Annotated in this window: 22 protein-coding genes; 8 read left to right on the top strand and 14 right to left on the bottom strand. The window is 65.3% G+C overall.

Going from position 1 to position 23723, the window contains the following annotated elements; translation table 11 throughout:
- Nucleotides 1-29: 29 nt before the first annotated feature.
- Complete coding sequence (gene sugE, locus CR917_RS06940) at nucleotides 30-347, top strand: quaternary ammonium compound efflux SMR transporter SugE (RefSeq protein WP_043860016.1); 318 nt, start codon at nucleotides 30-32, stop codon at nucleotides 345-347.
- Between the two features lie 15 nt (nucleotides 348-362).
- Here sugE and CR917_RS06935 read toward each other — a convergent pair whose 3' ends face one another.
- Together CR917_RS06935 and CR917_RS06930 are read right to left on the bottom strand one after the other, a co-directional pair.
- Nucleotides 363-2237 (bottom strand): MFS transporter, encoded by a 1875-nt coding sequence (locus CR917_RS06935; RefSeq protein WP_100635010.1) that lies wholly within the window; start codon nucleotides 2235-2237, stop codon nucleotides 363-365.
- A gap of 168 nt (nucleotides 2238-2405) precedes the next feature.
- Nucleotides 2406-3548 carry a TDT family transporter gene (locus tag CR917_RS06930; protein WP_058541019.1) on the bottom strand — a complete coding sequence of 381 codons (1143 nt, stop codon included), beginning with the start codon at nucleotides 3546-3548 and terminating at the stop codon, nucleotides 2406-2408.
- Between the two features lie 174 nt (nucleotides 3549-3722).
- Between CR917_RS06930 and CR917_RS06925 the strand changes: the two genes are divergently transcribed.
- Nucleotides 3723-4901 carry an MFS transporter gene (locus CR917_RS06925; RefSeq protein ID WP_104572061.1) on the top strand — a complete coding sequence of 393 codons (1179 nt, stop codon included), beginning with the start codon at nucleotides 3723-3725 and terminating at the stop codon, nucleotides 4899-4901.
- A 58-nt stretch (nucleotides 4902-4959) separates the two neighbouring features.
- Here the strand turns inward: CR917_RS06925 and CR917_RS06920 are convergent, their stop codons facing one another.
- A complete protein-coding gene (locus tag CR917_RS06920; RefSeq protein WP_078479788.1) occupies nucleotides 4960-6153 on the bottom strand; it encodes an MFS transporter in 1194 nt (397 codons plus the stop codon).
- Between the two features lie 90 nt (nucleotides 6154-6243).
- Between CR917_RS06920 and CR917_RS06915 the strand changes: the two genes are divergently transcribed.
- Both CR917_RS06915 and CR917_RS06910 read left to right on the top strand, forming a co-directional pair.
- Complete coding sequence (locus CR917_RS06915) at nucleotides 6244-6789, top strand: TetR/AcrR family transcriptional regulator (RefSeq protein WP_043860011.1); 546 nt, start codon at nucleotides 6244-6246, stop codon at nucleotides 6787-6789.
- Nucleotides 6790-6900: 111 nt separating this feature from the next.
- Nucleotides 6901-10377, top strand: coding sequence for a hybrid sensor histidine kinase/response regulator (locus CR917_RS06910; RefSeq protein ID WP_104572060.1), 3477 nt, complete (start codon nucleotides 6901-6903; stop codon nucleotides 10375-10377).
- On the opposite strand, the gene rmuC is transcribed toward CR917_RS06910, so the two are convergent.
- A complete protein-coding gene (rmuC, locus tag CR917_RS06905) occupies nucleotides 10349-11734 on the bottom strand; it encodes a DNA recombination protein RmuC (protein ID WP_162484864.1) in 1386 nt (461 codons plus the stop codon). The two genes, CR917_RS06910 and rmuC, sit on opposite strands and share 29 nt — an antisense overlap.
- A 175-nt stretch (nucleotides 11735-11909) precedes the next feature.
- Nucleotides 11910-12335 carry a tetratricopeptide repeat protein gene (locus CR917_RS06900; RefSeq protein ID WP_078479791.1) on the bottom strand — a complete coding sequence of 142 codons (426 nt, stop codon included), beginning with the start codon at nucleotides 12333-12335 and terminating at the stop codon, nucleotides 11910-11912.
- A 957-nt stretch (nucleotides 12336-13292) separates the two neighbouring features.
- On the opposite strand from CR917_RS06900, the gene CR917_RS06895 reads away from it, so the two are divergent.
- From CR917_RS06895 to CR917_RS06885, 3 genes are all read left to right on the top strand, one after another.
- A complete protein-coding gene (locus CR917_RS06895) occupies nucleotides 13293-13517 on the top strand; it encodes a hypothetical protein (RefSeq protein ID WP_043862639.1) in 225 nt (74 codons plus the stop codon).
- Between the two features lie 335 nt (nucleotides 13518-13852).
- Nucleotides 13853-14335, top strand: coding sequence for a hypothetical protein (locus CR917_RS06890; RefSeq protein ID WP_054914682.1), 483 nt, complete (start codon nucleotides 13853-13855; stop codon nucleotides 14333-14335).
- 144 nt (nucleotides 14336-14479) lie between these two features.
- Nucleotides 14480-15754, top strand: a complete 1275-nt coding sequence (locus CR917_RS06885) for an OmpP1/FadL family transporter (RefSeq protein WP_043862525.1) — start codon at nucleotides 14480-14482, stop codon at nucleotides 15752-15754.
- A 41-nt stretch (nucleotides 15755-15795) separates the two neighbouring features.
- Here CR917_RS06885 and CR917_RS06880 read toward each other — a convergent pair whose 3' ends face one another.
- Entirely contained in the window at nucleotides 15796-16731 is a 936-nt protein-coding gene (locus CR917_RS06880) for a LysR family transcriptional regulator (RefSeq protein ID WP_054914683.1), read from the bottom strand.
- Nucleotides 16732-16844: 113 nt separating this feature from the next.
- Between CR917_RS06880 and CR917_RS06875 the strand changes: the two genes are divergently transcribed.
- On the top strand, nucleotides 16845-17111 hold the full coding sequence (locus tag CR917_RS06875) for a DUF2798 domain-containing protein (RefSeq protein WP_043862527.1): 267 nt from the start codon (nucleotides 16845-16847) through the stop codon (nucleotides 17109-17111).
- Between the two features lie 7 nt (nucleotides 17112-17118).
- Here the strand turns inward: CR917_RS06875 and CR917_RS06870 are convergent, their stop codons facing one another.
- The 8 genes from CR917_RS06870 to cobU all read right to left on the bottom strand — a co-directional run bounded on the left by CR917_RS06870 (nucleotide 17119) and on the right by cobU (nucleotide 23722).
- Nucleotides 17119-17670, bottom strand: coding sequence for a glutathione peroxidase (locus CR917_RS06870; RefSeq protein WP_104572059.1), 552 nt, complete (start codon nucleotides 17668-17670; stop codon nucleotides 17119-17121).
- A 151-nt stretch (nucleotides 17671-17821) separates the two neighbouring features.
- Nucleotides 17822-19030 (bottom strand): MFS transporter, encoded by a 1209-nt coding sequence (locus tag CR917_RS06865; protein WP_043862529.1) that lies wholly within the window; start codon nucleotides 19028-19030, stop codon nucleotides 17822-17824.
- 63 nt (nucleotides 19031-19093) lie between these two features.
- Nucleotides 19094-19498: a MarR family winged helix-turn-helix transcriptional regulator gene (locus CR917_RS06860; RefSeq protein WP_043862530.1), complete on the bottom strand. Its 405-nt coding sequence runs from the start codon at nucleotides 19496-19498 to the stop codon at nucleotides 19094-19096.
- A 40-nt stretch (nucleotides 19499-19538) separates the two neighbouring features.
- Nucleotides 19539-20732, bottom strand: a complete 1194-nt coding sequence (locus tag CR917_RS06855; RefSeq protein WP_104572058.1) for a glycoside hydrolase family 5 protein — start codon at nucleotides 20730-20732, stop codon at nucleotides 19539-19541.
- A gap of 122 nt (nucleotides 20733-20854) precedes the next feature.
- A complete protein-coding gene (locus CR917_RS06850) occupies nucleotides 20855-21583 on the bottom strand; it encodes an adenosylcobinamide-GDP ribazoletransferase (protein WP_078479793.1) in 729 nt (242 codons plus the stop codon).
- Entirely contained in the window at nucleotides 21583-22152 is a 570-nt protein-coding gene (gene cobC, locus CR917_RS06845) for an alpha-ribazole phosphatase family protein (RefSeq protein WP_104572057.1), read from the bottom strand. Before cobC ends, CR917_RS06850 begins: the two co-directional genes overlap by 1 nt.
- Nucleotides 22149-23204 (bottom strand): nicotinate-nucleotide--dimethylbenzimidazole phosphoribosyltransferase, encoded by a 1056-nt coding sequence (cobT, locus tag CR917_RS06840; protein ID WP_104572056.1) that lies wholly within the window; start codon nucleotides 23202-23204, stop codon nucleotides 22149-22151. The genes cobC and cobT overlap by 4 nt, the downstream gene beginning before the upstream one ends.
- Before the next feature lie 2 nt (nucleotides 23205-23206).
- A complete protein-coding gene (gene cobU, locus CR917_RS06835; protein WP_043862535.1) occupies nucleotides 23207-23722 on the bottom strand; it encodes a bifunctional adenosylcobinamide kinase/adenosylcobinamide-phosphate guanylyltransferase in 516 nt (171 codons plus the stop codon).
- Nucleotide 23723: the final 1 nt, after the last annotated feature.

Genomic DNA, 23723 nt, shown 5'->3' with positions numbered 1-23723 from the left:
CGGCCCCATCAACAGATGGAGTACTGCGCATGTCCTGGATCATCCTGTTTTTCGCAGGCCTGTTCGAAGTCGGCTGGGCCATCGGCCTCAAATACACCGACGGCTTCACCCGCCCCCTGCCCACTGTGCTCACGGTTGCCGCCATGGCGGTCAGCCTCGGCCTGCTCGGCCTTGCCATGAAGGAACTGCCGCTGGGCACCGCCTATGCGATCTGGACCGGTGTGGGCGCAGTGGGTACGGTGATCGCCGGGATCATCCTGTTTGGCGAATCCATGGCGTTGATGCGCCTGGCCAGCGTGGCACTGATCATCATCGGCCTGGTGGGGCTCAAGGTCAGCGCCAGCTGACCCTGGCCCCCGCGCCTAGCGCCAGGTGCCGCGTAGTTCGCTGACCCGCTCGCGCAACAGCGCCGGTTGCGCCGTTTCCACCGGTACGGCGCTACCGGCCACCAGGGTCACCCGCGACCACAGGCGCCGGAAAAACCCCTTGGCCGGGTCACGGCTGAAGAAACTCCCCCACAGGCCTTGCAGCGCCAACGGAATCACCGGCACCGGGGTGCGCTCCAGAATCAGGCTCAATCCGCCCTTGAATGCATCGATCTCGCCATCGGAGGTCAGCTTGCCTTCCGGGAAGATGCACACCAGCTCGCCGTCGGCCAGGTAGGCGGCAATTTTCTCGAACGCACGCTCGTAGGTCGGCAGGTCTTCGTTGCGCCCGGCAATCGGGATCGCCCCCGCAGTACGGAAGATGAAATTGAGCACCGGCAGGCGGTAGATCTTGTAGTACATGACAAAGCGGATCGGCCGGCGCACGGCCCCGGCAATCAGCAGCGCATCGACGAACGACACGTGGTTGCACACCAGCAGCGCCGCGCCTTCATCCGGGATCTTGTCCAGGTCGCGGTGTTCGACGCGGTACATGGAATGGCTGAGCAGCCAGATCATGAAGCGCATGCTGAACTCGGGCACGATGCGGAAGATGTAGGTGTTGACTGCGATGTTGAGCAGCGACACCACCAGAAACAGCTGCGGGATACTCAGCTTGGCCAGCCCCAGCAACAGCATGGTGACCACGGCCGAGACCACCATGAACAGTGCATTGAGGATGTTGTTGGCCGCGATCACCCGGGCACGCTCGTCTTCGGGGGTGCGCGACTGGATCAGCGCGTACAGCGGCACGATGTAGAAACCGCCGAAAACACCCAGGCCCATGATCGACAGCAGGATCCACCAGGCCTTGCTCATGCCCAGCAGGGCGAGCCAGTCATACGGCGCGCCGGCGGCCGGGATATCCCCCGAATGCCACCACCACAGCAGGCCGAACACCGTCAGGCCGAACGATCCGAACGGCACCAGGCCGATCTCCACCTTGCGCCCGCTGAGGCGCTCGCACAGCAGCGACCCCACCGCGATGCCCACCGAGAACAGCGTGAGAATCAGCGTGACCACGGTTTCGTCGCCGTGCATCCACTCCTGGGCATAGGCCGGGATCTGCGTGAGGTAGATGGCACCGACAAACCAGAACCACGAGTTGCCCACGATCGAGCGCGATACCGCCGGGGTCTGTTTCAGGCCCATGCGCAGGGTCGCGACGGTCTGGCTGAAGATGTTCCATTGCAGCTTGAGTTGCGGCGACGAGGCCGCGGCACGGGGGATTGCGCGGCTGGCCAGGTAGCCCAGCACCGCCACCAGCACCACCGCGCTGGCCACGATGGGCGCGTAGTGGGTGCTGGACATCATCACCCCGGCGCCGATGGTGCCGGCCAGGATCGCCAGGAAGGTACCCATCTCCACCAGGCCGTTGCCGCCCACCAGCTCCTCTTCGCGCAGGGCCTGGGGCAGGATCGAGTACTTGACCGGGCCGAACAGTGCCGAATGGGTCCCCATGGCGAACAGCGCCACCAGCATCATCCACAGGTGGTTATAGATAAAGCCCGCGGCGCCCACGCCCATGATGACAATCTCGGCCAGCTTGATGGTGCGGATCAGCGCATCCTTGGCGAACTTTTCGCCGAACTGGCCGGCCAGGGCCGAGAACAGGAAGAACGGCAGGATGAACAGCAGCGCGCAGAGGTTGACCAGCATCGTGCCGTCGCCGCCCAGGCTGAGCTTGTAGAGAATGGCCAGGATCAGCGATTGCTTGAACAGGTTGTCGTTGAACGCCCCCAGCGACTGGGTGACGAAAAACGGCAGAAAGCGCCGTTTTTGCAGCAGGGCAAACTGTGAGGGGTGACTCATCGTCCAGGGTCCTGAGTGGGGCTTTGTTATTGGAGGAAGCCAGCCCGCAAAAAGCCACAGATGCACGGGTAAATGCAAGCCACCGCATGAACCGCTTCGCCGACAAGGCCTTCTAGCGCCAGCAAAACCCTGCCGGAGCCGGCCTTGCCGGCGAAACTGCCACCCTTGTCACTTGCCCGTGCACCCCGCAATGCAAGGCGACACGAACAGCTCGCCACGCCAGGCCCCCGCCAGGGTACGGCTGGCCACCACCAGCCACAGCCCTGCCAGCGCCACCACCAGCACGTGGCCCATCACCGTGAAGAACCCCAACTGCAGCCACGCCGCCAGCTTCAACGTGGCCAGGGCATACACCCCCAGCGGAAAGGTGAAGCCCCACCAGCCCAGGTTGAACGGCATGCCATCGCGCAGATGGCGCAGCGTGATCAACACGGCAGTGAGCAACCACCACAGCCCCGCACCCCACAGCACGATACCGGCCACCAGCCCCAGCCCGCGGGCAATCTCGCCCAGGCTGCCCAGGCCATTGGCAGCGAAGATCGCCGGTGCATCACTGCCCAGCAGCATCATGCCCAGGGCACCGGTGCCGATCGGCCCGAGTGCCAGCCAGCTCGAAGCGGCCATGCTCGCCTGGGGCAGCTTGTGCAGCGCCATGCGCAGGGTGAGGATGGTCAGGATGCTGAACGCCACCGGCAACGACACCGCCCACAGCACATAGCTGGTGATCAGTACCTGGAACTGGCGATGGACGTCCGTCAGGTGCGGGGCCAGCAGGCCGCCGCTGGCCGCCGCCACTTCGGCCGCCACCACCGGCAGCAGCCATACCGCGGTCATCTGGTCGATGCTGTGCTCCTGGCGGGTGAACATCAGGTAAGGGATCGCCACCCCGCACAGCAGCGCCAGGGCCACGTCCAACCACCACAACGCCTCGACCCACGGCAGCACCCCCGTGCCCCAGCGCTCGACTCCGAATACCAGCGCCCCATTGAGAATGGTCGCCAGGCCCATGGGTATGGTGCCGAAGAACATCGAGACCGTGGAATGCGCGAAAATCCGCCGCGCCTCATCGAAGAACATCACCCAGCGCGCGGTGTAGAGCACGCTGAACAGCACGAACAGGCCAATGGTCAGCAGCCACAGCGCCTCGGCCATACCCGACAACCCCGGCACCGCCTGCCGCAGCGCCAGCGCCAGCACGCCGGTGCCCATGGTCGCGGCGAACCAGTTGGGGGTGAACTGTCGGATCACCTCGCGCGGGTGAGCCAGGCGGCTCAGCGGGCGCAAGGGGTGGGCTATCTTGGTGCAGGTCATGGTGTCGGTCTCCTGTCCTCCGGTGAGGTGAAATCGATGTTACAACCCTATGGAATATCGATATAACGGGTAATTTCTCTAACTGTTATCTGTTTTACCTATATATAAGCCGTTCGCGAGCCTTTCAAGGCTGACGTATGCTGGCGGCTGACCTCACCGGACAAGGACGTGAACATGCTCGAAAGCCTGCGGGGCTATGGCGCCGAGGTTCGCCTGCTGCTGTGCACCACCTTCGTGCTGACCCTGGCGCGGGCCATCACCCTGCCGTACCTGGTGGTTTACCTGTCGGAGCACTTCGCCCTGGGCATCAGCGCCATCGGCCTGATGATCGGCGGTGCACTGATCGTCGGCTCGCTGCTGAGCCTGTATGGCGGCTACCTGATCGACACCCTGCGCAGCTACACGGTGATCGTGTTCTCCACCCTGGCCTTCGCCCTGGCGTTCTTCGTGGCCGTGGCCAGCCGGCAACTGGGGATGCTGGTTGCCTGCCTGGTGGTGATCAACCTCACCCTGGCAGTGGTGGACATTGCCGCCAAGGCCGGCTTCTGCGCGCTGTTGCCAGTGCAGGCACGCGGCGAGGTGTTCTCGATCAAGTACACCCTGAGCAACGTCGCCTATGCCGTCGGGCCTTTTGTTGGGGTGGCGCTGGTGCTATTGGATGACCGGCTGCCGTTCGTGCTGTCGGCATTGCTGGGGCTGGGCATGTGCCTGAGCTATCAACGCCGGGGCGAGCGTGCTGCACGCGCCGGGCTCGGCGGGCCGACGCTGGGCCTGCTGGCGGTCGGCAGGCACCTGCTCGGCGATCGGCGCCTGGTGTACTTCACCCTGGGCGGCGCGCTCAGTGCGGTGGTGTTCGGCCAGTTCACGGCCTACCTGTCGCAGTACCTGGTGACCACCACATCGGCCATCCAGGCCAACCAGACCGTCAGCTACCTGGTGGCGACCAACGCCATCACGGTGATCGCCCTGCAATACGCCATCGGCCGGCGCATCGGCAGTCGCCAGCTGATGCCCTGGCTGCTGGCCGGGATGCTGCTGTTCGTGATCGGGTTGCTGGGGTTCTCGCTGGCGCAGACATTGTGGGTGTGGTGCCTGGCGATGCTGGTGTTCACATTGGGCGAGATCATCGTGATCCCGGCCGAATACATGTTCATCGACAGCATTGCCCCGGAGCACCTGCGCGGGGTGTATTACGGCGCACAGAACCTGTCCAACCTGGGGGCGGCGCTGGGGCCGGTGCTGTGCGGGTTTGCGCTGGCACACCTGATGCCGACAGCGATGTTCTACCTGATGATGCTGTCGGTGGGGCTTGCGGGGCTGTTCTATTGCCTGGGGGCACGGCGCCAGGCCTGAAGGCCGGCGCCGACAAAGATCCACGCTGCTCTTGCCGGAAAACGCAGCACCATCGAGATCAGATAGATCGCGCTCCGCGCATCGCCGGCAGGTTCAACACCCCCGCCACCGCGCACAACCCGACCAGCACCAGCGCATACACCTCGCTGGTGGCCACCAGCCCGAACTGGCGCACCATCAACCCGGCCGCCAGCGCGGGCACACAGAACGCCAGGTAGCTCAGCACGTAGAACGTGGCCATCAACCCCGCCCGTTCATGGGCCTCGGCCAGTGGCAGGGTGCTGCGCAACGCACCCAGAAACCCCGCACCAAAGCCGCTGCCCGCCACCAGCGTGGCGGCGAAGAACAGCACCAGGCTGGCGTTGTGCAGCGCCAGCAGAATCAGCCCCACCCCGCCGGCCAGCAGCCCGGTGCCCAGCGCCAGCACCTGCTGTGCCGGGCGCAGGCGCAGCCGATAGATCGCCAGCGCACCACTGAGGGTCAGGGTCGCCACCAGCGCGCCACCGACCAGGCTTGAGCCCAGGCCGCTCACCTCCCGCACCAGCGACGGCCCCAGTGAGAGGAAGAACCCGCCAAGCGCCCACACCGCAATGTTCACCGGCAGCATGCGCCACACCGCGCCACGCGCCTGGGGCGGCACCAGCAGGCTCGGACGCAGGGCGCGCAGCGCGCCCGGCTGGCGGCTGACGCTCTCCGGCAAACGCCACACCAGCAGCGCCAGCACCACGAACAGCGCCAGCAGCACCCCATACACAAGGCGCAACGGCCACGGCGCGAACTCCACCAGCACGCTGGTGCCCAGCGCCCCGCAGGCCATGCCCAGCAGCGGCGCCAGGCTGTTGACCAACGGCCCCTGTTCGCGGTCGGTATCGAGCAGCGCGGCGCCCAGCACACTGGTGGCCATGCCGGTGGCAAAGCCTTGCAGCAACCGCGCCGCAAGCAGCCAGGGCACCGACTCGGCCTGGATGAACAGCAGCATCGCCACGCTCTCGAGCAGCAACGCCACGAAGATCACCGGCCGGCGCCCCAGGTAATCGGACAGCGACCCCACCGTCAGCAACGCCGCCAGCAGGCTCAAGGCATACACCGCAAACACCAGGGTCAGGGTTGCCGGCGAAAACTGCCACGCATGCTGATACAGCTGGTACAACGGCGTCGGCGCACTCGAGGCCGCCAGAAACCCGAGCAGCGCGACGGCCAGGTACACCAGCCGCAAACGCGCCGACGCCGGACGGCTGAACAATCCGATCATGTGCTTTCTCCACTAAAGCTAACCGTTAGCTTTTGTGCAGTCTGCGCGCCCTGAATCCTTAACGCAAACCCTTTGTGTTAAGGTCGCGCCATGGCGATCAAAGAAGGTATTCGCACGGGCGGTCGCAGCGCCCGTGTCCAGCAATCGGTGCACAGCGCCGTGCGGGCCCTGCTCCAGGAGCAGGACCGCGCGAGCCTGACCGTGCCCATGGTGGCCGCACGTGCCGGCGTCACCCCCTCGACCATCTACCGGCGCTGGGGTGAACTGGCGGCGCTGCTGGCCGACGTGGCGGTGGAGCGCCTGCACCCCGACAGTGAACCCCTCGACACCGGCACCTTGCGCGGCGACCTGCTGGCCTGGGCCGAGCAGTATCTGGACGAGATGAGCTCCGAGCCCGGCCGACACATGATGCGCGACGTGCTCAGCAGCGCCTGCCCCGGCTACTGCACCACCCTGCTGCGCGGCCAGTTGCAGACCTTGCTGGACCGCGCGCAGCAGCGTGGCGAAGCCGGCCCCGGGGTGGAACGGCTGCTCGACCTGCTGGTGGCTCCCACGGTGTTTCGCATTCTGTTCGCCGAAGCGCCCCCGAGCCTGCAGCAGCTGCATGAACTGGTCGAACTGGCCCTGCGCGACTGAGCACTGCGACGCTCTGCCACTGCGACCTTCGTCGGCGCTGACGAAGTGATAACGGCGTGCCAGACTGATTGATCGTGGTTGGCCGTTACCGTTTTTTCGTTCGGAGTTTTCATGTCGCTGTCCAGCGGGCTGATCGCCCTGGTCGCCCTGGCCTATATGGCCATCATGTTCGCCATCGCCTTCTACGGCGACCGGCGCAGCACCCCGCTGCCGCCACGCCTGCGCGCGTGGGTGTACAGCCTGTCGCTGGCGGTGTACTGCACCAGCTGGACCTTCTTCGGCGCGGTCGGCCAGGCCGCCGAACAACTCTGGGCCTTTCTGCCCATCTACCTGGGGCCGGTACTGCTGATGCTGTTTGCACCCTGGGTGCTGCAGAAGATGGTGCTGATCAGCAAGCAGGAGAACATCACCTCCATCGCCGACTTCATTGCCGCGCGCTACGGCAAGTCCCAGACCCTGGCGGTGGTGGTGGCGCTGATCTGTCTGGTGGGCGTGCTGCCGTACATCGCCTTGCAGCTCAAGGGCATCGTGCTGGGGGTCAACCTGCTGATCGGTGCCGGGGCCGATGCCACCGGCAGCCGCGTGCAGGACACCGCGCTGGTGGTGTCGCTGGTGCTGGCGCTGTTCAGCATCGTGTTCGGTACCCGCAGCCTGGATGTGACCGAGCACCACCGCGGCATGGTGCTGGCCATCGCCTTCGAATCGCTGGTCAAGCTGCTGGCGTTTCTCGCCGTGGGCGCGTTCATCACCTTCAGTCTTTATGACGGCTTCGACGACCTGTTCAGCCAGGCCCGCCTGGCGCCCGCCCTTGACGGCTACTGGCAGGAAACCATCAACTGGCCGTCGATGATCGTGCAGACCGGCGTGGCGATGATGGCGATCATCTGCCTGCCGCGCCAGTTCCATGTCACCGTGGTGGAGAACATCGAACCGCAGGACATGCGCCTGGCACGCTGGGTGTTTCCGGCCTACCTGATCCTCGCCGCGCTGTTCGTGGTGCCGATTGCCCTGGCCGGGCAGATGCTGCTGCCCAACTCGGTGCTGCCGGACTCGTTCGTGATCAGCCTGCCGCTGGCCGAAGCACACCCGGCGCTGGCCTTGCTGGCTTTCATCGGCGGCGCCTCGGCCGCCACCGGCATGGTCATCGTCGAGGCCGTGGCGCTGTCGACCATGGTCTCCAACGACATGCTGCTGCCCTGGCTGCTGCGGCGCAACAACGCCGAGCGCCCGTTCGAGGTGTTCCGCCACTGGATGCTCACGGTACGCCGGGTGACCATCGTGGTGATCCTGCTGCTGGCCTACGTCAGCTACCGCCTGCTGGGCTCCACCGCCAGCCTGGCCACCATCGGCCAGGTCGCCTTTGCCGCCGTCACCCAACTGGCCCCGGCCATGCTCGGTGCGCTGTACTGGAAGCAGGCCAACCGCCGCGGCGTGTTCGCCGGCCTGGCCACCGGCACCTTCCTGTGGTTCTACACCCTGGTACTGCCGATTGCCGCCCACAGCGTGGGCTGGTCGCTGGACTTGTTCCCGGGCCTGGCCTGGCTGCACGGCAACCCGCTCAACCTGCCGATCACCCCGCTGACCCAGGGCGTGGTGCTGTCGCTGGCAGGCAACTTCACGGTGTTCGCCTGGGTTTCGATCCTGTCGCGCACGCGGGTATCGGAGCACTGGCAGGCCGGGCGCTTCATTGGCCAGGAAACCAGCGCGCGGCCCAGCAGCCGTTCGCTGCTGGCGGTACAGATCGACGACCTGCTGCACCTGGCCGCGCGCTTCGTCGGCGAAGAGCGTGCGCGCCAGAGCTTCATCCGCTTCGCCTATCGCCAGGGCAAGGGCTTCAACCCCAACCAGAACGCCGACGGCGAATGGATCGAGCACACCGAGCGCCTGCTGTCCGGCGTGCTCGGCACCTCCTCGACCCGCGCCGTGGTCAAGGCGGCCATCGAAGGCCGCGACATGCAGCTGGAGGACGTGGTACGCATCGCCGACGAAGCTTCCGAGGTGCTGCAGTTCAACCGCGCCCTGCTGCAAGGGGCCATCGAGAACATCAGCCAGGGCATCAGCGTGGTCGACCAGTCGCTGCGCCTGGTGGCCTGGAACCGTCGCTACCTGGAACTGTTCAACTACCCCGACGGGCTGATCAGTGTCGGCCGGCCGATTGCCGACATCATCCGCTACAACGCCGAACGCGGCCTGTGCGGCCCGGGCGAGGCCCAGGTGCATGTGGCGCGGCGCCTGCACTGGATGCGTCAGGGGCGCGCGCACACCTCCGAGCGGCTGTTCCCCAATGGCCGGGTGATCGAGCTGATCGGCAACCCCATGCCCGGCGGCGGGTTCGTGATGAGCTTTACCGACATCACCCCCTTCCGCGAGGCCGAGCAGGCCCTCAAGGACGCCAACGAAGGCCTGGAGCAGCGCGTGGCCGAACGAACCCACGAGCTGTCGCAACTGAACCTGGCGCTGACCGAGGCCAAGAGCCATGCCGAAGCGGCCAACAAGTCCAAGACCCGCTTCCTGGCGGCCGTGAGCCACGACCTGATGCAGCCGCTGAACGCCGCACGGCTGTTCTCCGCCGCGTTGTCGCACCAGGAAGAGGGCCTGTCGGGCGACGCCCAGCAACTGGTGCAGCACATGGACAGCGCCCTGCGTTCGGCCGAAGAGCTGATCAGCGACCTGCTGGACATCTCGCGCCTGGAGAACGGCAAGATCAACCCGGACGCCAAGCCGTTCGCCCTCAGCGAACTGTTCGACGCCCTGGGTGCCGAGTTCAAGGTACTGGCCCAGCAGCAGGGCCTGGATTTTCGCGTGCGTGGCAGCAAGCTGCGGGTGCACAGCGACGTCAAGCTGCTGCGGCGTATCCTGCAGAACTTCCTCACCAACGCCTTCCGCTATGGCAAGAGCCCGATCCTGCTGGGCGTGCGCCGCGCCGGGGACCGCCTGTGGCTGGAAGTGTGGGACCGCGGCCCGGGCATTGCCGACGACAAGCTGCAGGTGATCTTCGAGGAATTCAAGCGCCTGGACAGCCACCAGACCCGCGCCGAAAAAGGCCTGGGTCTGGGCCTGGCGATCGCCGACGGCCTGTGCAAGGTGCTCGGCCACCCGCTGGAGGTGCGCTCATCGCCCGGCAAGGGCAGCGTGTTCCGCGTCAGCGTACCGCTGGCCAGCGCCGCGAGCCCGGCCCAGGCCAAGCCAGCCGAACAGGCCGGCCAGCCGCTGGCGGGGTTGCAGGTGCTGTGCGTGGACAACGAAGACAGCATCCTGATCGGCATGAACAGCCTGCTCAGCCGCTGGGGCTGCCTGGTGTCGACGGCGCGCAACCGCGAGGAATGCGCCGCCCTGCTCGACAAGGGCCTGCGCCCGCATCTGGCGCTGGTGGACTACCACCTGGACAACGGCGAAATCGGTACCGAACTGATGGCCTGGCTACGCACGCGCCTGGGCGAGCCGGTGCCGGGGGTGGTGATCAGTGCCGACGGCCACGGCGAGACCGTGGCGCGGGTACATGCCGCCGGCCTCGACTACCTGAGCAAGCCGGTCAAGCCGGCGGCCCTGCGCGCCCTGCTCAATCGTCATCTGAGCCTGGTGCAGTAAGGCCTTCGGCAAGGTTGTCGGTGCCGCCCATGGCGCGTTCCAGCAGGTCGGCCGGCAGGCTCTTGCTGGCCCGCGCGCCGAGCAGCTTGAGCTGCTCGCTGCGACTGATCAGGTTGCCGCGCCCCTCGCAGAGCTTGTTGCGCGCCGCGGCATAGGCCTTGTCGACCTGTTGCAGGCGGTTGCCCAGCTCGTCCAGGTCCTGGATGAACAACACGAACTTGTCGTACAGCCAGCCGGCGCGCTCGGCGATCTCGCGGGCGTTCTGGCTCTGGCGCTCCTGTTTCCACAGGCTGTCGATGACCCGCAGGGTGGCGAGCAACGTGGTCGGGCTGACGATCACGATCTGGCGGTCGAAGGCCTCCTGGAACAGGTTGGGCTCGGCCTGCAGCGCCGCCGAAAACGCCGCCTCGATGGGCACGAACAACAGCACGAAATCCAGGCTGTGCAGGCCCTCGAGGCGATTGTAGTCCTTGCCCGAGAGGCCTTTGACATGGTTGCGCAGCGACAGCACATGCTGCTTGAGCGCGGCCTGGGCCACGTCGGTTTCACTGGCGTTTACATATTGCTGGTAAGCCGTGAGGCTGACCTTGGAGTCGACCACCACCTGCTTGTCGCCGGGCAGCATGATCAGCACGTCAGGCTGGAAACGCTCGCCATCGGCGCTCTTGAGGCTGACCTGGGTCTGGTATTCGCGGCCCTTTTCGAGCCCCGCATGTTCCAGCACCCGCTCCAGAATCAACTCGCCCCAGTTGCCCTGGGTCTTCTGGCCCTTGAGTGCCTGGGTCAGGTTGGTGGCCTCGTCGCTCAGGCGCTGGTTCAACTGCTGCAGGCGCTCGAGTTCCTTGCCCAGCGAAAAGCGCTCGCGGGCTTCCTGCTGGTAGCTTTCCTCGACGCGCTTCTCGAACGACTGGATACGCTCCTTGAGCGGGTCGAGCAGTTGCCCCAGGTGCTGCTGGCTGGTCTGGGCGAAACGCTGCTCGCGCTCGTCGAAAATCTTCGTCGCCATTTCGGCAAACTGTGCACGCAGCTCGTCGCGCGAGCCCTGCAGATCGTTCAGGCGCTGCTGGTGGCTGTCCTGCTGCTCGCGCAGTTCGGCGGCAAGGCCGGCGCAGCGCGCTTCGAGGCGGCGCAGCTCGGCTTCACGGGCGTTGCGTTCAAGGTTCCAGGCATGGGCGGCATCGCGTGCGTTGTCGCGCTCGATCTGCAGCAACTCCAGCTCGCGGCCCTGAGCGGCCAGGCTGGCCTGCTTGGCGGCATTGGCCTGGCCCAGGTCGCTGATTTCGTCACGGCTGGCGTCGAGTTGCGCGCTCAGGCCCTCCTGCGCCAGCAGCGCACTGCTCAGGCGCTCCTCGGCCAGTGCGGCGGCGGCCTGCCTGTCAGCCAGCTGACGTTGCAGACGCACCAGCACCACCACAGCGGGCAAAGCCGCCACCACCATTCCCAGCACGATGCTGGTCAGATCCATTGCAGCCATAGACAGCATGCTCACCCCCAGGGAAATCCCCCAGAGCTTAACAGCCCCGGGCGGTCGATCAGTGGCTCGTGAGTTGCCCGAGCAGCCGCACGGCTTCTTTGGAGCCCTGCGCGGCAGCTTGTTCCAGCCAGTAACGTGCCTGCTCCGGCTCGTTGACCTGGGGCTGGGTGCACAGACGGCCGTATTCGAGCTGTGCCCTGCGGTCACCGGCCCGGGCAGCCTGGCGCAGCAGCTCGTGGCCGATGCGCCGGTCACGGGCATTGCCGCAATCGCGGCACAGCATCTGCCCCAGCCGGCTCTGCGCCACCACCACACCCTGGCGTGCCGGTTGCTTGAGCAGGCGCCCGGCGAAGTGCTTGACGTTGGGGTTGTCGCCCAGGCGCGGGCTGTCGAGCAGCCACAGGGCCACCTTCAACGAAAAACGTCGGGGCTCGGCAACGGGGGGTTGGGCAGTAGGGCTTGGGGTTTTGCTGCGAAACTTCATAAAAAACGGCGAAGGCAACTCGAGAGGCGCGCCACTCTACCGGATTTTCTCGTGCATGGCCCGAGGGAATTCGAGGCTTTTTTTCCGTCAGACGATGTTTTTTTTTGACACGTCAGTAGACATTTCGCGCGAGCCGAAATGCGCCGCGAAAATTGTCAGACACTTCCTGCATTGCTGGCACCCGCGTCCTAGAGCAGACCCGCATGACAATCCACAGAAGCTGTGGATAACTCGGTGGACAACCCCCTCCTACACCCCGCAAACCCCGGTAGAATGGGGCCCGCGCTCAAACTGACGATTTTTTCACCAGCTAAAAAAAGTGTTTTTTTTCATTGACTTGTACTTTCGAACTGGTCATCGCCAGGGCCCTGCCGCGGTGTAGCGCCACATTGACAAGAGGTGTTACAGGTGTGGACAGGTGCCCCAAAGCGAGGCACGGGATTGCACGAAAATGCTCCGCACGCGCGGTGGTGCCTCCTGGGGCCCTCTTCACAGAACAGCCTGAAATCGAGATAATGGCCGGCTTGGCGCACGAAAAGCACAAAGGGTTGCCACAACCTGGAAACTGCTGTAGTGTTGCCAGCGTTAGTACCAAGCTGAAACTCAATTCTGGCCAAAGCAGTCCTTGCAGCGTCCTGATCCGACAACGGAACAGCACCTGTTGAAACCAGGACCGGCCCACTTGATGACTCCCAGGTAACCATTACCTACTCTTGGCGAGTCACCCTGCAGATTGAACAGGATCTTCACACAGCGGCGCAGAACCTTAGCCCTGACGTGTTGCCTGTCTTCCTAGTACCTACCAGTCAGCCCTGGCGCCACCTAATCAATGCGCTTACCTCTGGCTGCCCTGTTCCAGTCAGGTTCTTCGCTCTAGCCCTAAAGCTTTGCGTTACTGGAACGTTTTATATGAACACGGCTCTTATGCTGTGTCTTTTGCAGGAACATCTAATAACTATGAATACATCCATCCATACTCAGGCTGCCATTCGCACCCTTAGCCAGGCATTTGCCCCGTTGAACTGCATGATCCATGCGGCGCGCAAGGGCAGCTTCAGCTTTACCCTGGTCAATGAACACGGCATTGCTCGTCACAGCGAGCGTCTGTATCCGGAGCAGTACGAGAGTGCTGAGCCGCTGCAAGCGGTGATTGACCGGACTCGCCAGGCACTGGTTGCCTGATGGTCGTCTGAGACGCAAGAAGCCCTGCCGGTTGGCGGGGCTTTTTTATGCCTGAAATTCAGTGACCGCCGCGCTCGACCTGCACTCTGCAAGGCCCGGATTCATTGGCCAAACCCCAACCACCGAAAGCGCTTTAACCCCCACGGCCTAATACCCAAGCGTCATATGGGTTATGCCAAGCCACCACAATCGATTTAAAAACAGTCCTTTACAGCATAGATATGACACTACACTTCAACTCAAGCGGCCTTGCCCGCTTCCGGCGGGCCTGACCCCGACCCACCTGCTGCCAAGCACCAGCGTCCCGCCGGCCATTTACGAAGTTCGAGGGCATTATGGCTATCGCCGCGAGCGAGTTGAGTGAATTCGTCATCCGCCCCACCCTGTTGTACCTGGGCCGCTACTGCCCCAGCGCCGAAGCCCTGCTGCTGGGCATTGCAGCCAGCCAGTCGGGCATGGGTTCGGCCCTGCACGACCGTCGTGGCCACGGCCTGTACCGCATCGGCGAACTGCGCCACCAATCGATCTGGGACCAGTTCCTGGCCCACGACCCCGAACTGGCCAGCCTGGTCCGCGGCCTCGCCAGCCAGCACGCGTTCCTCAGCGGCCCGCACCTGGAACTGACCGTCAACCTGCGCTACGCCACCGCCATCGCCTGGATGCTGGTCGAAGAAAAGGCGCTGCCGCTACCAGAATCCGACGACCTGCTAGGTCTCGCAAGAATCTGGCGTCAAACATTCCAGCCCCACGCCCGTTTACGCGACTTCACCCAGGCCTGGCAGGCATGCGTCGGCAAACCGGCACTCCAGGCCTGCTGAGAACCATTTTCAAACAACCGGATAAAATCAGCGAATCTGGTCGGATTGTCCTACAAAAACGCGGTATCTCCTGATTTAGAGCCTATAGCGCACGTCCAAAATTATTGATACTTTGCGCTCCGGTGATCCCATGGAGTTCTAATAATGAAAAAAGTAATACTCAAATCCTCACTCGGCCTCGCTGTCGCTTTCGCATCAACTCAACTCTTCGCCAGCGGTTTTGCCCTCAACGAGCAAAGCATCAGCGGCATGGGCACAGGTTTCGCGGGTCGTTCTTCTTCTGCCGATGACGCCAGCACCGTGTTTGGCAACCCTGCCGGCATGTCCCGCCTCAAACGCGAACAAGTGACCGTCGGCGGCGCGGCCATCATTGCCAAGTCCGACATCAAGGGCAGCGGCACCTTCGGCGGCAGCAACGACGGCGACATGGTCCCCGTGGTTGGCGTACCGATGGGCTACTACGTCAAGCCGATCGATGACCACTGGGCATTCGGCTTCGGGGTCTACGTGCCTTTCGGCCTGATCACCGACTACGAGCACGGCTTTGCCGGCCGCTACTTCGGCAGCAAGAGCGAAGTTCAGGTCGTGACCCTGCAACCGACCATCAGCTACGCCTTCAACGACAAGGTCTCGATCGGTTTCGGCCCGACCATCAACCGTATCGACGGCACCCTGGAGTCCGCCGCGCTGAACCGCGCCACCCCAGGCAGCAACGACGGCAAGGTCAAGATCACCGGTGACGACACCGCCGTCGGCTACAACATCGGCGTGATGGTGCAGGCCACCGACAGAACCCGCGTCGGCCTGACCTACCACTCGATGGTCGACTACAAGCTCAAGGGCGACACCAAGATCAGCGGCCCGGGCTTCGGCCCGTTCAGCGGCAGCAAGTTCGACGCCTCGCTGAAGATCAAGACCCCCGAGTCGGTCGACTTCTCGGTCACCCACGAACTGGATGACAACTGGACCCTGTACGCGGGCAGCACCTGGACCCGCTGGAGCCGCCTGGAGTCCATCGTGGTCAACAACGAGGGCACCGGGCCACTGGCACCGGCACTGGGCCAGATCGCCGAAGAACAGAACTGGCACGACACCTGGGCCCACGCCATCGGCGCTGCCTACAAGCTGAACAAGGAATGGACCCTGCGCGCCGGCTTCTCCGTCGACCAGTCGCCAGCCAACAACCAGAACCGTTCGCCACGCATCCCAACCGGCGACCGCAAGGTGTTCAGCCTGGGGGCAGGCTGGAACCCGAGCGACGACATGACCATCGACGTGGCCTACTCGTACCTGATGGAAGAAGACGTCAAGATTCACCAGAGCACCGCCATCACCGACCCTTCGTTCAAGGGCTCGTACAACGCCAAGTACGAAAACAGTGCACACGGCCTGGGTGCTTCGCTGACCTACCGCTTCTGATCGCTGTTGCATGAAAAAACCGCCTTCCAAAGGCGGTTTTTTTATGCCCGCGCGCGCACGCGCCAGGCCTGCGCCAGGCAGTCCTCCACATACGCCATGAAGGCCCGCACCTTGGGCGTCAGCGCCGAGCGGTCGGCCACGCACAGGTAGATGTCCATGGGCGAGGTCTGTGCATAGGCCTGGTGGGGTTGGGCATATTCGAACAGCGGCACCAGTTGCCCGTTCTCCAGGTAAGGCCGCGCCACGAACTCGGCCAGGCGCACGATCCCACCCCCCATCACCGCCATCTGCGCCAGCACGTCGATGTCATCGCTGATCGACACATCCCCGAACTCGGCATCGAAACGCAGGCCGTCACGCACAAAGCCCCACCGCAGAAAGCGGCCGTCCACCGGGTAACGGAACACTAGGCAGCGATGCCCCTTCAAGGCTTCCGGGGTGCCGGGCCGGCCGGCACGCTCCAGGTAGGCAGGCGCTGCGCAACAGATGAACGGGATCTGGGCAACGTGCCGCGCCAGCAGGCCGTCTTCCAGCTGGGGGGTGATGCGCACACTCACGTCAATCGACTCGCGCGCGTGGTCCACACGCCGGTCGCTCGTAAGCAATTCAATTGAAAGCTGCGGATAGCGCAGGTTGAATGCCGGCATCAGGGGCGCCAGCACATAGCGCGCGAAGGCCGAAGAAGAGGAGATGCACAACCGGCCCTGGGGTTCGCCGTCATCGGCCGTGACGGCCAGCTGCGCCAGCTCCAGATCACGCTCCACATGCCTGACCTTGTCGTAATAGGCGCGACCATTGGGCGTCAACGCCATGCTGCGGGTGGTGCGGGCCAGCAGGCGCACTTGCAGATGGGCTTCCAGGCGCGCGATGTTCTGGCTCACTGCGGCGGCGCTCAAGCCCAGGGTGCGGGCCCCACCGGCGATGCTGCCAGCCTCGACCACCTTGATGAAACTGCGTATCGAGCCCAACAGGTTCACGGCCAAACTCCAGGATTCGTAAGGTTCTCTTTATAAAGACCTAAGCTGGCGTCGTCTACCTCGTACCCTGGCAGCCTGCTAGTCTGGCGCCTCCCCTACCCTCAGGAGCCTGCATGACCAGCCAGACCCGCCCTCGCCCACGCCTGAAACTCGGCGTACGCGCCACCCCCTACGTATTCGCGTTCTACATGTCGTCGATCATGGCGCTGCTGATGTGCTTCGTGATCACCGCCGCCAACAGCGGCGTCGGCGAGCATTACCTGGCCAATGTGCTCAAGGCCTACCAGCTGGCCATGCCGGTGGCCTTCGCCTGCGTGCTGGTGGTACGGCCGATCGTGCTCAAGCTGGTGGCCTGGACCGTCCACCCGGGCAAGGCCTGAGCCCGCCTCAGGGCTGCGAGGCGATGGCCTTCTCGATGGCAGTTCTGAACGCCGGGTCGTCCGGCTTGGTCAGGCTGGAGAAGCTGGCCACCACCTTGCCCTGACGATCGACCACATACTTGTAGAAATTCCACCTGGGCGCATTGCTCTGCCTGGCCAGCTCGCGAAACAGCGGCGTGGCGTCGTCGCCGCGCACCTTCTGTGGCTCAGTCATGGTGAAGGTCACGCCATAGTTGGCATAGCACACCTTGGCGGTCTTCTCGCTGTCGGCGTCTTCCTGCTTGAAGTCGTTGGATGGCACCCCGAGCATTTCCAGGCCCTGCCCGTGATAAGCCTTGTAGGTGCTCTCGAGCCCTTCGAATTGCGGCGCGAAGCCGCAATAGCTGGCGGTGTTGATCACCACCAGCGGCTTGCCGGCGAAGCGCTCGCACAGGTTCACCTGTTCCTTGGCGCGCAGCTTGGGCAACTCGCCCTGCAGCAAGGCCGGGCAGTCGGCGGCCAGCACGGCCCCCGAACCAGCCAGTATCAATAGCGGTACCAACAGCCAGCGTGCGTACATGGTGCGTCTCCCTTGCCTGAGTGCAGGGGTTCAGCTTACGCCTAGCACACGCCCATGCCCAACTGCATCAGCGCCAGACCGCCCTGGTGCCAGCCCCACCACACCAGCGCCAGCACCAGGCCAGCCAGCACCAACGCTACCAGGCGCGCGGTCATGCCGCCTCCGGCCGCGCCTGCAGCCGCGCCACCGGGCGCTCGCGCACCGGCCAGTTGAGCGCGGCAGCCAGCAGGCTGAGCAGGATCGAGATCTGCCACACCAGGTCATAGTTGCCGGTACGGTCGTACACCACACCGCCCAGCCAGCCGCCCAGGAATGCGCCCAACTGATGGAACAGAAAGACGATGCCGCCCAGCATGGACAAGTTGCGCACCCCGAACAGGGTGGCGACGGTGCCGTTGGTCAGCGGCACCGTCGACAGCCACAGCAGGCCCATGGCGATACCGAACAGGTAGGCGCTGAACTGGGTCACCGGCGCCCACAGGAACAGCACGATCACCACCGCCCGCAGCAGGTACAGGGTGGTCAACAGGCGCGGCTTGGACATGCGCCCGCCCAGCCAGCCGGCGGTGTAGGTGCCGACGATATTGAACAGCCCGACCAGTGCCAGCACCGTGGTGCCGATGGTGGCCGGCAGGTGCTGGTCGACCAGGTAGGCCGGCAGGTGCACGCCGATGAACACCACCTGGAAACCGCACACGAAAAAGCCCAGCGCCAGCAACCAGAAGCCCGAGTGCGAACAGGCTTCGCGCAGCGCCTGCATCAGGGTCTGTTCGTGCCCCTGGCTGGGCAGCGGGTTATCGCGCAGCATGCCCACCAGCGGCACGATGAAGGCCACCAGCAGGCCCAGCACCAGCAATGCCGCCGACCAGCCCAGCCAGCCGATCAGGCCCAGGGTGCCCGGCAGCATCGCGAACTGGCCGAAGGAGCCTGCGGCGCTGGCGATGCCCATGGCCATGCTGCGCTTGTCTGCCGGCACGGCACGCCCTACCACACCCAGGATCACCGAGAACGAGGTGCCCGACAGGCCGATGCCGATCAGCAGCCCGGCACTGAGCGACAGTGACCACGCCGAGTCCGCCATGCCCATCATCACCAGCCCCACGGCGTAGAGAATGCCGCCGATGATCACCACCTTGGCCGCGCCCAGGCGATCGGCCAGGGCACCGGCAAACGGCTGGGCCAGGCCCCAGATCAGGTTCTGCAAGGCGATGGCGAAGGCGAACACTTCGCGCCCCCAGCCGAATTCGGCGCTCATCGGCGCCAGGAACAGGCCGAAGCCATGCCGCACCCCCAGCGACAATGCCAGGATCAGCGCCGCCCCCAACAGCACCCAACCGCTCGTGCGCCATACCGATGTCATTCTTGTTCTCCCAGACCGCCGCAAGGTTACACGGGTATATACCCGCTTATTGGTGTAATACGCTCAAGCCAACTGTTCCAACAGGCGCACCAGTTCATCGCGCTGCCCTTCGCCCAGGTTGCTCACCAGGGCATCCTGGGCCTGCTCCCAGGCAGGCGTGGCGGCCACCAGGCGCGCCAGGCCCTTCTCCGTCAGCAGTACGATGCGGTTGCGCAAGTCGACACCTTCGGCCAACGCCACCAGGCCGTCGGCTTCCAGCACCCGCACGTTGCGACCCAGCGTGCTGCGATCCAGGCCCATGGACTCGGCCAGCACCGAGATGCTGGGCTGATCGAGACGCTGCAGATGCCGCAGCAGGGAAAACTGGGCGACATTGATGCCGAAGCCCACAAGGGCTTCGTCATAGTGCCGGCTGACCCCGCGGGCGGCCCGGCGCAGATGAGTACAGATGCAATGGCTCTTCAACATAGATGCGTGTATATACCCGGAGTTATCAGGATGCAAGCGTTCAGTGGGGTGCGCCATTGAGGGCAAGGCGTTTTCGAATCGGTTCCAACAGGCTGGAGGGTGTGCGCTTGAGCGGGTCCGGCAGGCCCTTTTCGATCGCCTGCCAATAAGCCCACGGCACTTTGGCGCTGCCCAGCTCGTAGTCCATCCCGTCCCAGCTGTCTTCGCGAAAGCTGTAGAAGGCCCAGTGCACCTGCTGGCGATCTAGGGTGCCCAGTACATCCTCCAGATAGGTGGTACAGCCCGCCCAGCGGCGCATGCAGCCGAACTCGCCGGCCACCAGGCGATTGGCCGGCACCGCGTGCCTGCCGGCCCAGTCCAGCGGGCGCTGCAGATACTGCTGCACCCGGGCCTTGTTCCATTGCGCAACGCTGCCGCCAAAGGGCGCGGGCCCAGGGTAGGCATAGGGCGTGGCGCGCTCCAGGTTGGGCGCGCTGGTGGCCGCGTAGGGTTCGTACATGTGAAAGCTGTAGAGCAGGCGCTGGTCGTCGAGCGCGCCAGGCCAGTACTCGAAGGCATCGGCCGCGGCGTACCAGCCGGCATCGAGCATGATCGGGGTGAGTGGATCGACTTCGCGTATCGCCGCCACCAACTGGCGATACAGCGCCGGCAGGTCGCGGGTGCTGCCCTGCTGCTGTCGGTACCAGGCGTGCATCTGCTCGGCGCTGGCGTGCTCGGCCAGGCCGCCGAGTTTCTCGGGCGCCGGTTCGTTGATCAGGTTGTAGGCCGCCACCGCCGGATGGTCCTTGAGCGCCCGCGCCAGGTCACGCCAGAAGTCGGCGGCCTGGGCCCAGTAGGCCTTGTCCTGCCAGAGCCGGTCATCGAACTGGCCGGCGTTGTTCTGTGCCCAGCGCATGCCGGGCAGTGAGAGGGGCGTGATAACGACCTTGAGGCCAGCGGCGTGCGCGCGGTTCAGGGTGGCCTTGAGCGTGGCAAGGTCGGCGGCCGGCAGCCCTTGGTAGGTATCGGCATTACCGAGCAGAAAATCACGCTGCGCCGCTTGCCACTTGTCATAGGACAACCGCACCCAGCTCGCCCCGTAGCCGTGCAGCGCCTCGAAATAGGCCTGGTCGGGCGGCAGGCGGTTGAAGCTGTTGCCGCCATGGCGCGGCGTGTTCCAGAAGTCGATCAGGTCGGCGGCGTGGGCCGGCAGGGACGAACAGGCGATAAGGCAGGCCAGCAGCTGGTTGCGCATCGGGGCACCCCGCAAAGACAGAGGAACGTAAGGCTAGCGCTTGCGAAGGCTGACAACGCGCTGCATTCAGTTGCAAAACACTACAGATTCATGACCGCAGCGAAGAGCTCCTGACAGCCCCTTCAGAGTGCCAGGCTTACCACCACCGCCAGCTCCAGCAGCTCCAGCAACGCCCCTGCTGTATCCCCGGTGGTGCCCCCCAGGCGCTTGAGCATCACCTGGCGCAGCAGCGCGAACACCAGCAGCGCCACGCCCACGGCCAGGATACCGTTCCATCCCGCCAGCACCAGGCACCCCAAACCGGTCGCCAGCAACACGGCCTTGGCTTCGCCACGCGGCAGATGCTCGGCCAGCGCCTGTCCCAGGCCGCCTGCGCGCACATACGGCGTGCACAGGAACAACCCCAGCATCGCCGCCCGCCCCAGTACCGGTGCCAGTAGCAGGCCCACCGCCTGCCCGCTGTCGACCAGCGCGAGCAACGCGCAGAACTTGAGCAGCAGCACCAGTACCAGCGTCACCACCGCAATCGGCCCGCTGCGCGGGTCCTTCATGATCGTCAGGGTGCGTTCGCGATCGCCGAACCCGCCCAGCCAGGCATCGGCGCTGTCGGCCAGGCCATCCAGGTGCAACGCACCGCTCAACCACACCCAGATGCACAGCAGCAGGGCCGCCTGCAGCATCGGCGGGCTGCCCGCCAGCAGCGTGCTGGCGGCCCACAACACCCCGCCGAACAACAGCCCCACCAGCGGGTAGCACAGCAGGGAGCGCCCCATTTGCTCGGGCGCGGGCATGCCCGCCAGGCGCACCGGCAGGCTGCTGAGAAACTGCAGGGCAATCCAGAACGCCTGCATCAGGCGGCTTCCGCGAAACGACCGTCGGCCGCGCAATGCAGACGGTGCACCGCGCCGTGCCCGACCACCACCTGCAGCAGCTGCTCGCGCGGCAGGCCGCGGGCACGGGCCAGCAGCAGGCGCATCACGCCGCCGTGGGTCACCAGCAGCACGCGCTCGCCGGCGTGGGCCTGATACGCCCGCGCCATGGCCGCCAGCACCCGCTCGGCAAACGCCGTGACCGGCTCGCCACCCGGCGGCGTGAAGGCATAAGGGTCGGCCCAGAACAGCCCCAGGCCCTGTTCGTCGGTAAGCATGAGATCGGCGGTGCTGCGCCCCTCCCAGTCGCCGAAGTGCAGCTCCTGCAGGCCGGTCTCCAGTTGCATGGGCACGCCCACCTGATCGGCAAGTTCTTCGGCGAATCGCGCGCAGCGCTGCAGCGGCGAGCTGATGATCCGCGTCCACGGCCCGCCCTCGACCACAGCCGCACGCATCTGCGCCCAGCCAAGTTCGGTCAGCGCGTCGTCCAGGCTGCCGCGCAGCCCACCGCCCAGTTCGGTTTCACCATGACGCAGCAGGTCGACGATCATGTATCGCGGTCCGCCACCGCCGCCTCGGCGAAGGTCGCCATCTGCCCGTGCAGGTCGCAGGCCATGCGCAGCAGCGGTACCGCCAGCGCCGCCCCGCTGCCCTCGCCCAGGCGCAGGCCCAGCTCCAGCAGCGGTTGCGCCTGCAACGCTTCGAGCACCCGCTGGTGCCCGGGCTCGGCGCCGCGATGACCGAACAGCAGCCAGGCCCGGCAACCGGGGTTGATGCGCGTTGCAACCAGCGCCGCCACGGTGCAGATAAAACCGTCCACCAGCACCACGATGCCTTGCTGCGCGCACGCCAGGTACGCCCCCACCAGCGCGGCAATCTCGAAGCCGCCAAAGCACAACAGCTGCTCCAATGGGTCGTCGGCCAGCGCCGCGTGGGTGAGCAGCGCGCGTTCGATCACGCGGGTCTTGTGTTCGACACCGGCAGCATTCAGGCCAGTGCCGGGGCCGGTCAGCTCGCCAGGGGTGCATTTGAGCAATGCACTGGCCACCGCACTGGCAGAGGCCGTGTTGCCGATGCCCATTTCGCCGCCGATGAACAGTTGCGCCCCGGCATCACGCGCACGCAAGGCGCTCTCGCGCCCGGCCTGCAGCGCCAGGCGCCCCTGCTCGGTGGTCATTGCCGGCACCTGGGCGAAGTTGGCGGTGCCCGCCCCGATGCGCAGATGGCGTACACCGGCAAGTTCCAGGGTCAGGTCGACCGTCCCCAGGTCGACCACCTCCAGCTGCGCACCCAACTGGCGGGCCAGCACGCTGATGGCTGCGCCGCCGCCGACGAAGTTCTGCAGCATCTGCCGCGTGACCACCTGCGGATAGGCCGAAACCCCCTCGGCCACCACGCCGTGATCGCCCGCGAAAATCGCGATCCATACCTGCCGCACGCCAGGCTTGAGCTTGCCCTGCAAGCCGGCCAGCTCCACCGCAACCTGCTCCAGCCGGCCCAGTGAGCCGGCTGGCTTGGTCAGCTCGCGCTGGCGCTCCAGCGCCTGTTCGCGCACAGCCAGGTTGATCGGCTGACACGCGTTCTGCCACCAGTTTTGACTCATGTTCAGGCTCCCTTGAGCGTAAGTGGCAGGCCGGCAACGGTCAGCACCACGTGCTGGCAACGTTCGGCAATGGCCTGATGCAGCCAGCCGGCTTCATCGACGTAACGACGGGTCAGCTCGCCCATGGGCACCACGCCCAGGCCGGTCTCGTTGCTGACCAGGATGATTTCACCCGGCAACTGCGCCAGGCAGTCCAGCAGTGCATCGCGCTCGGCGGCCAGGCGCTCGGGGTCTTCGAGCATCAGCAGGTTGGTCAGCCACAGGGTCAGGCAGTCCACCAGCAGGCAACGCTCGGGCGCGGCGGTTTCGCGCAGCACCTGCGCCAGCGCCAGCGGCTCCTCGATCAGCGCCCACTCGGCAGGGCGACGCGCACGGTGCAGTTGCACGCGGGCATTCATTTCACCGTCCAGCGGCTCGCTGGTGGCGATATAGGTCACCGCCAGCGCGCTGTCGACGGCATATTGTTCGGCCAGGCGGCTCTTGCCCGAACGGGCGCCGCCAAGAATCAGCTTGAGCATG

It is taken from the genome of Pseudomonas sp. BRM28 (assembly GCF_002939405.1).
Lineage (GTDB): Bacteria > Pseudomonadota > Gammaproteobacteria > Pseudomonadales > Pseudomonadaceae > Aquipseudomonas > Aquipseudomonas palmensis.
The sequence above is the reverse complement of the archived record's forward strand: the minus strand, read 5'-3'. Positions and strand labels throughout refer to the sequence as shown.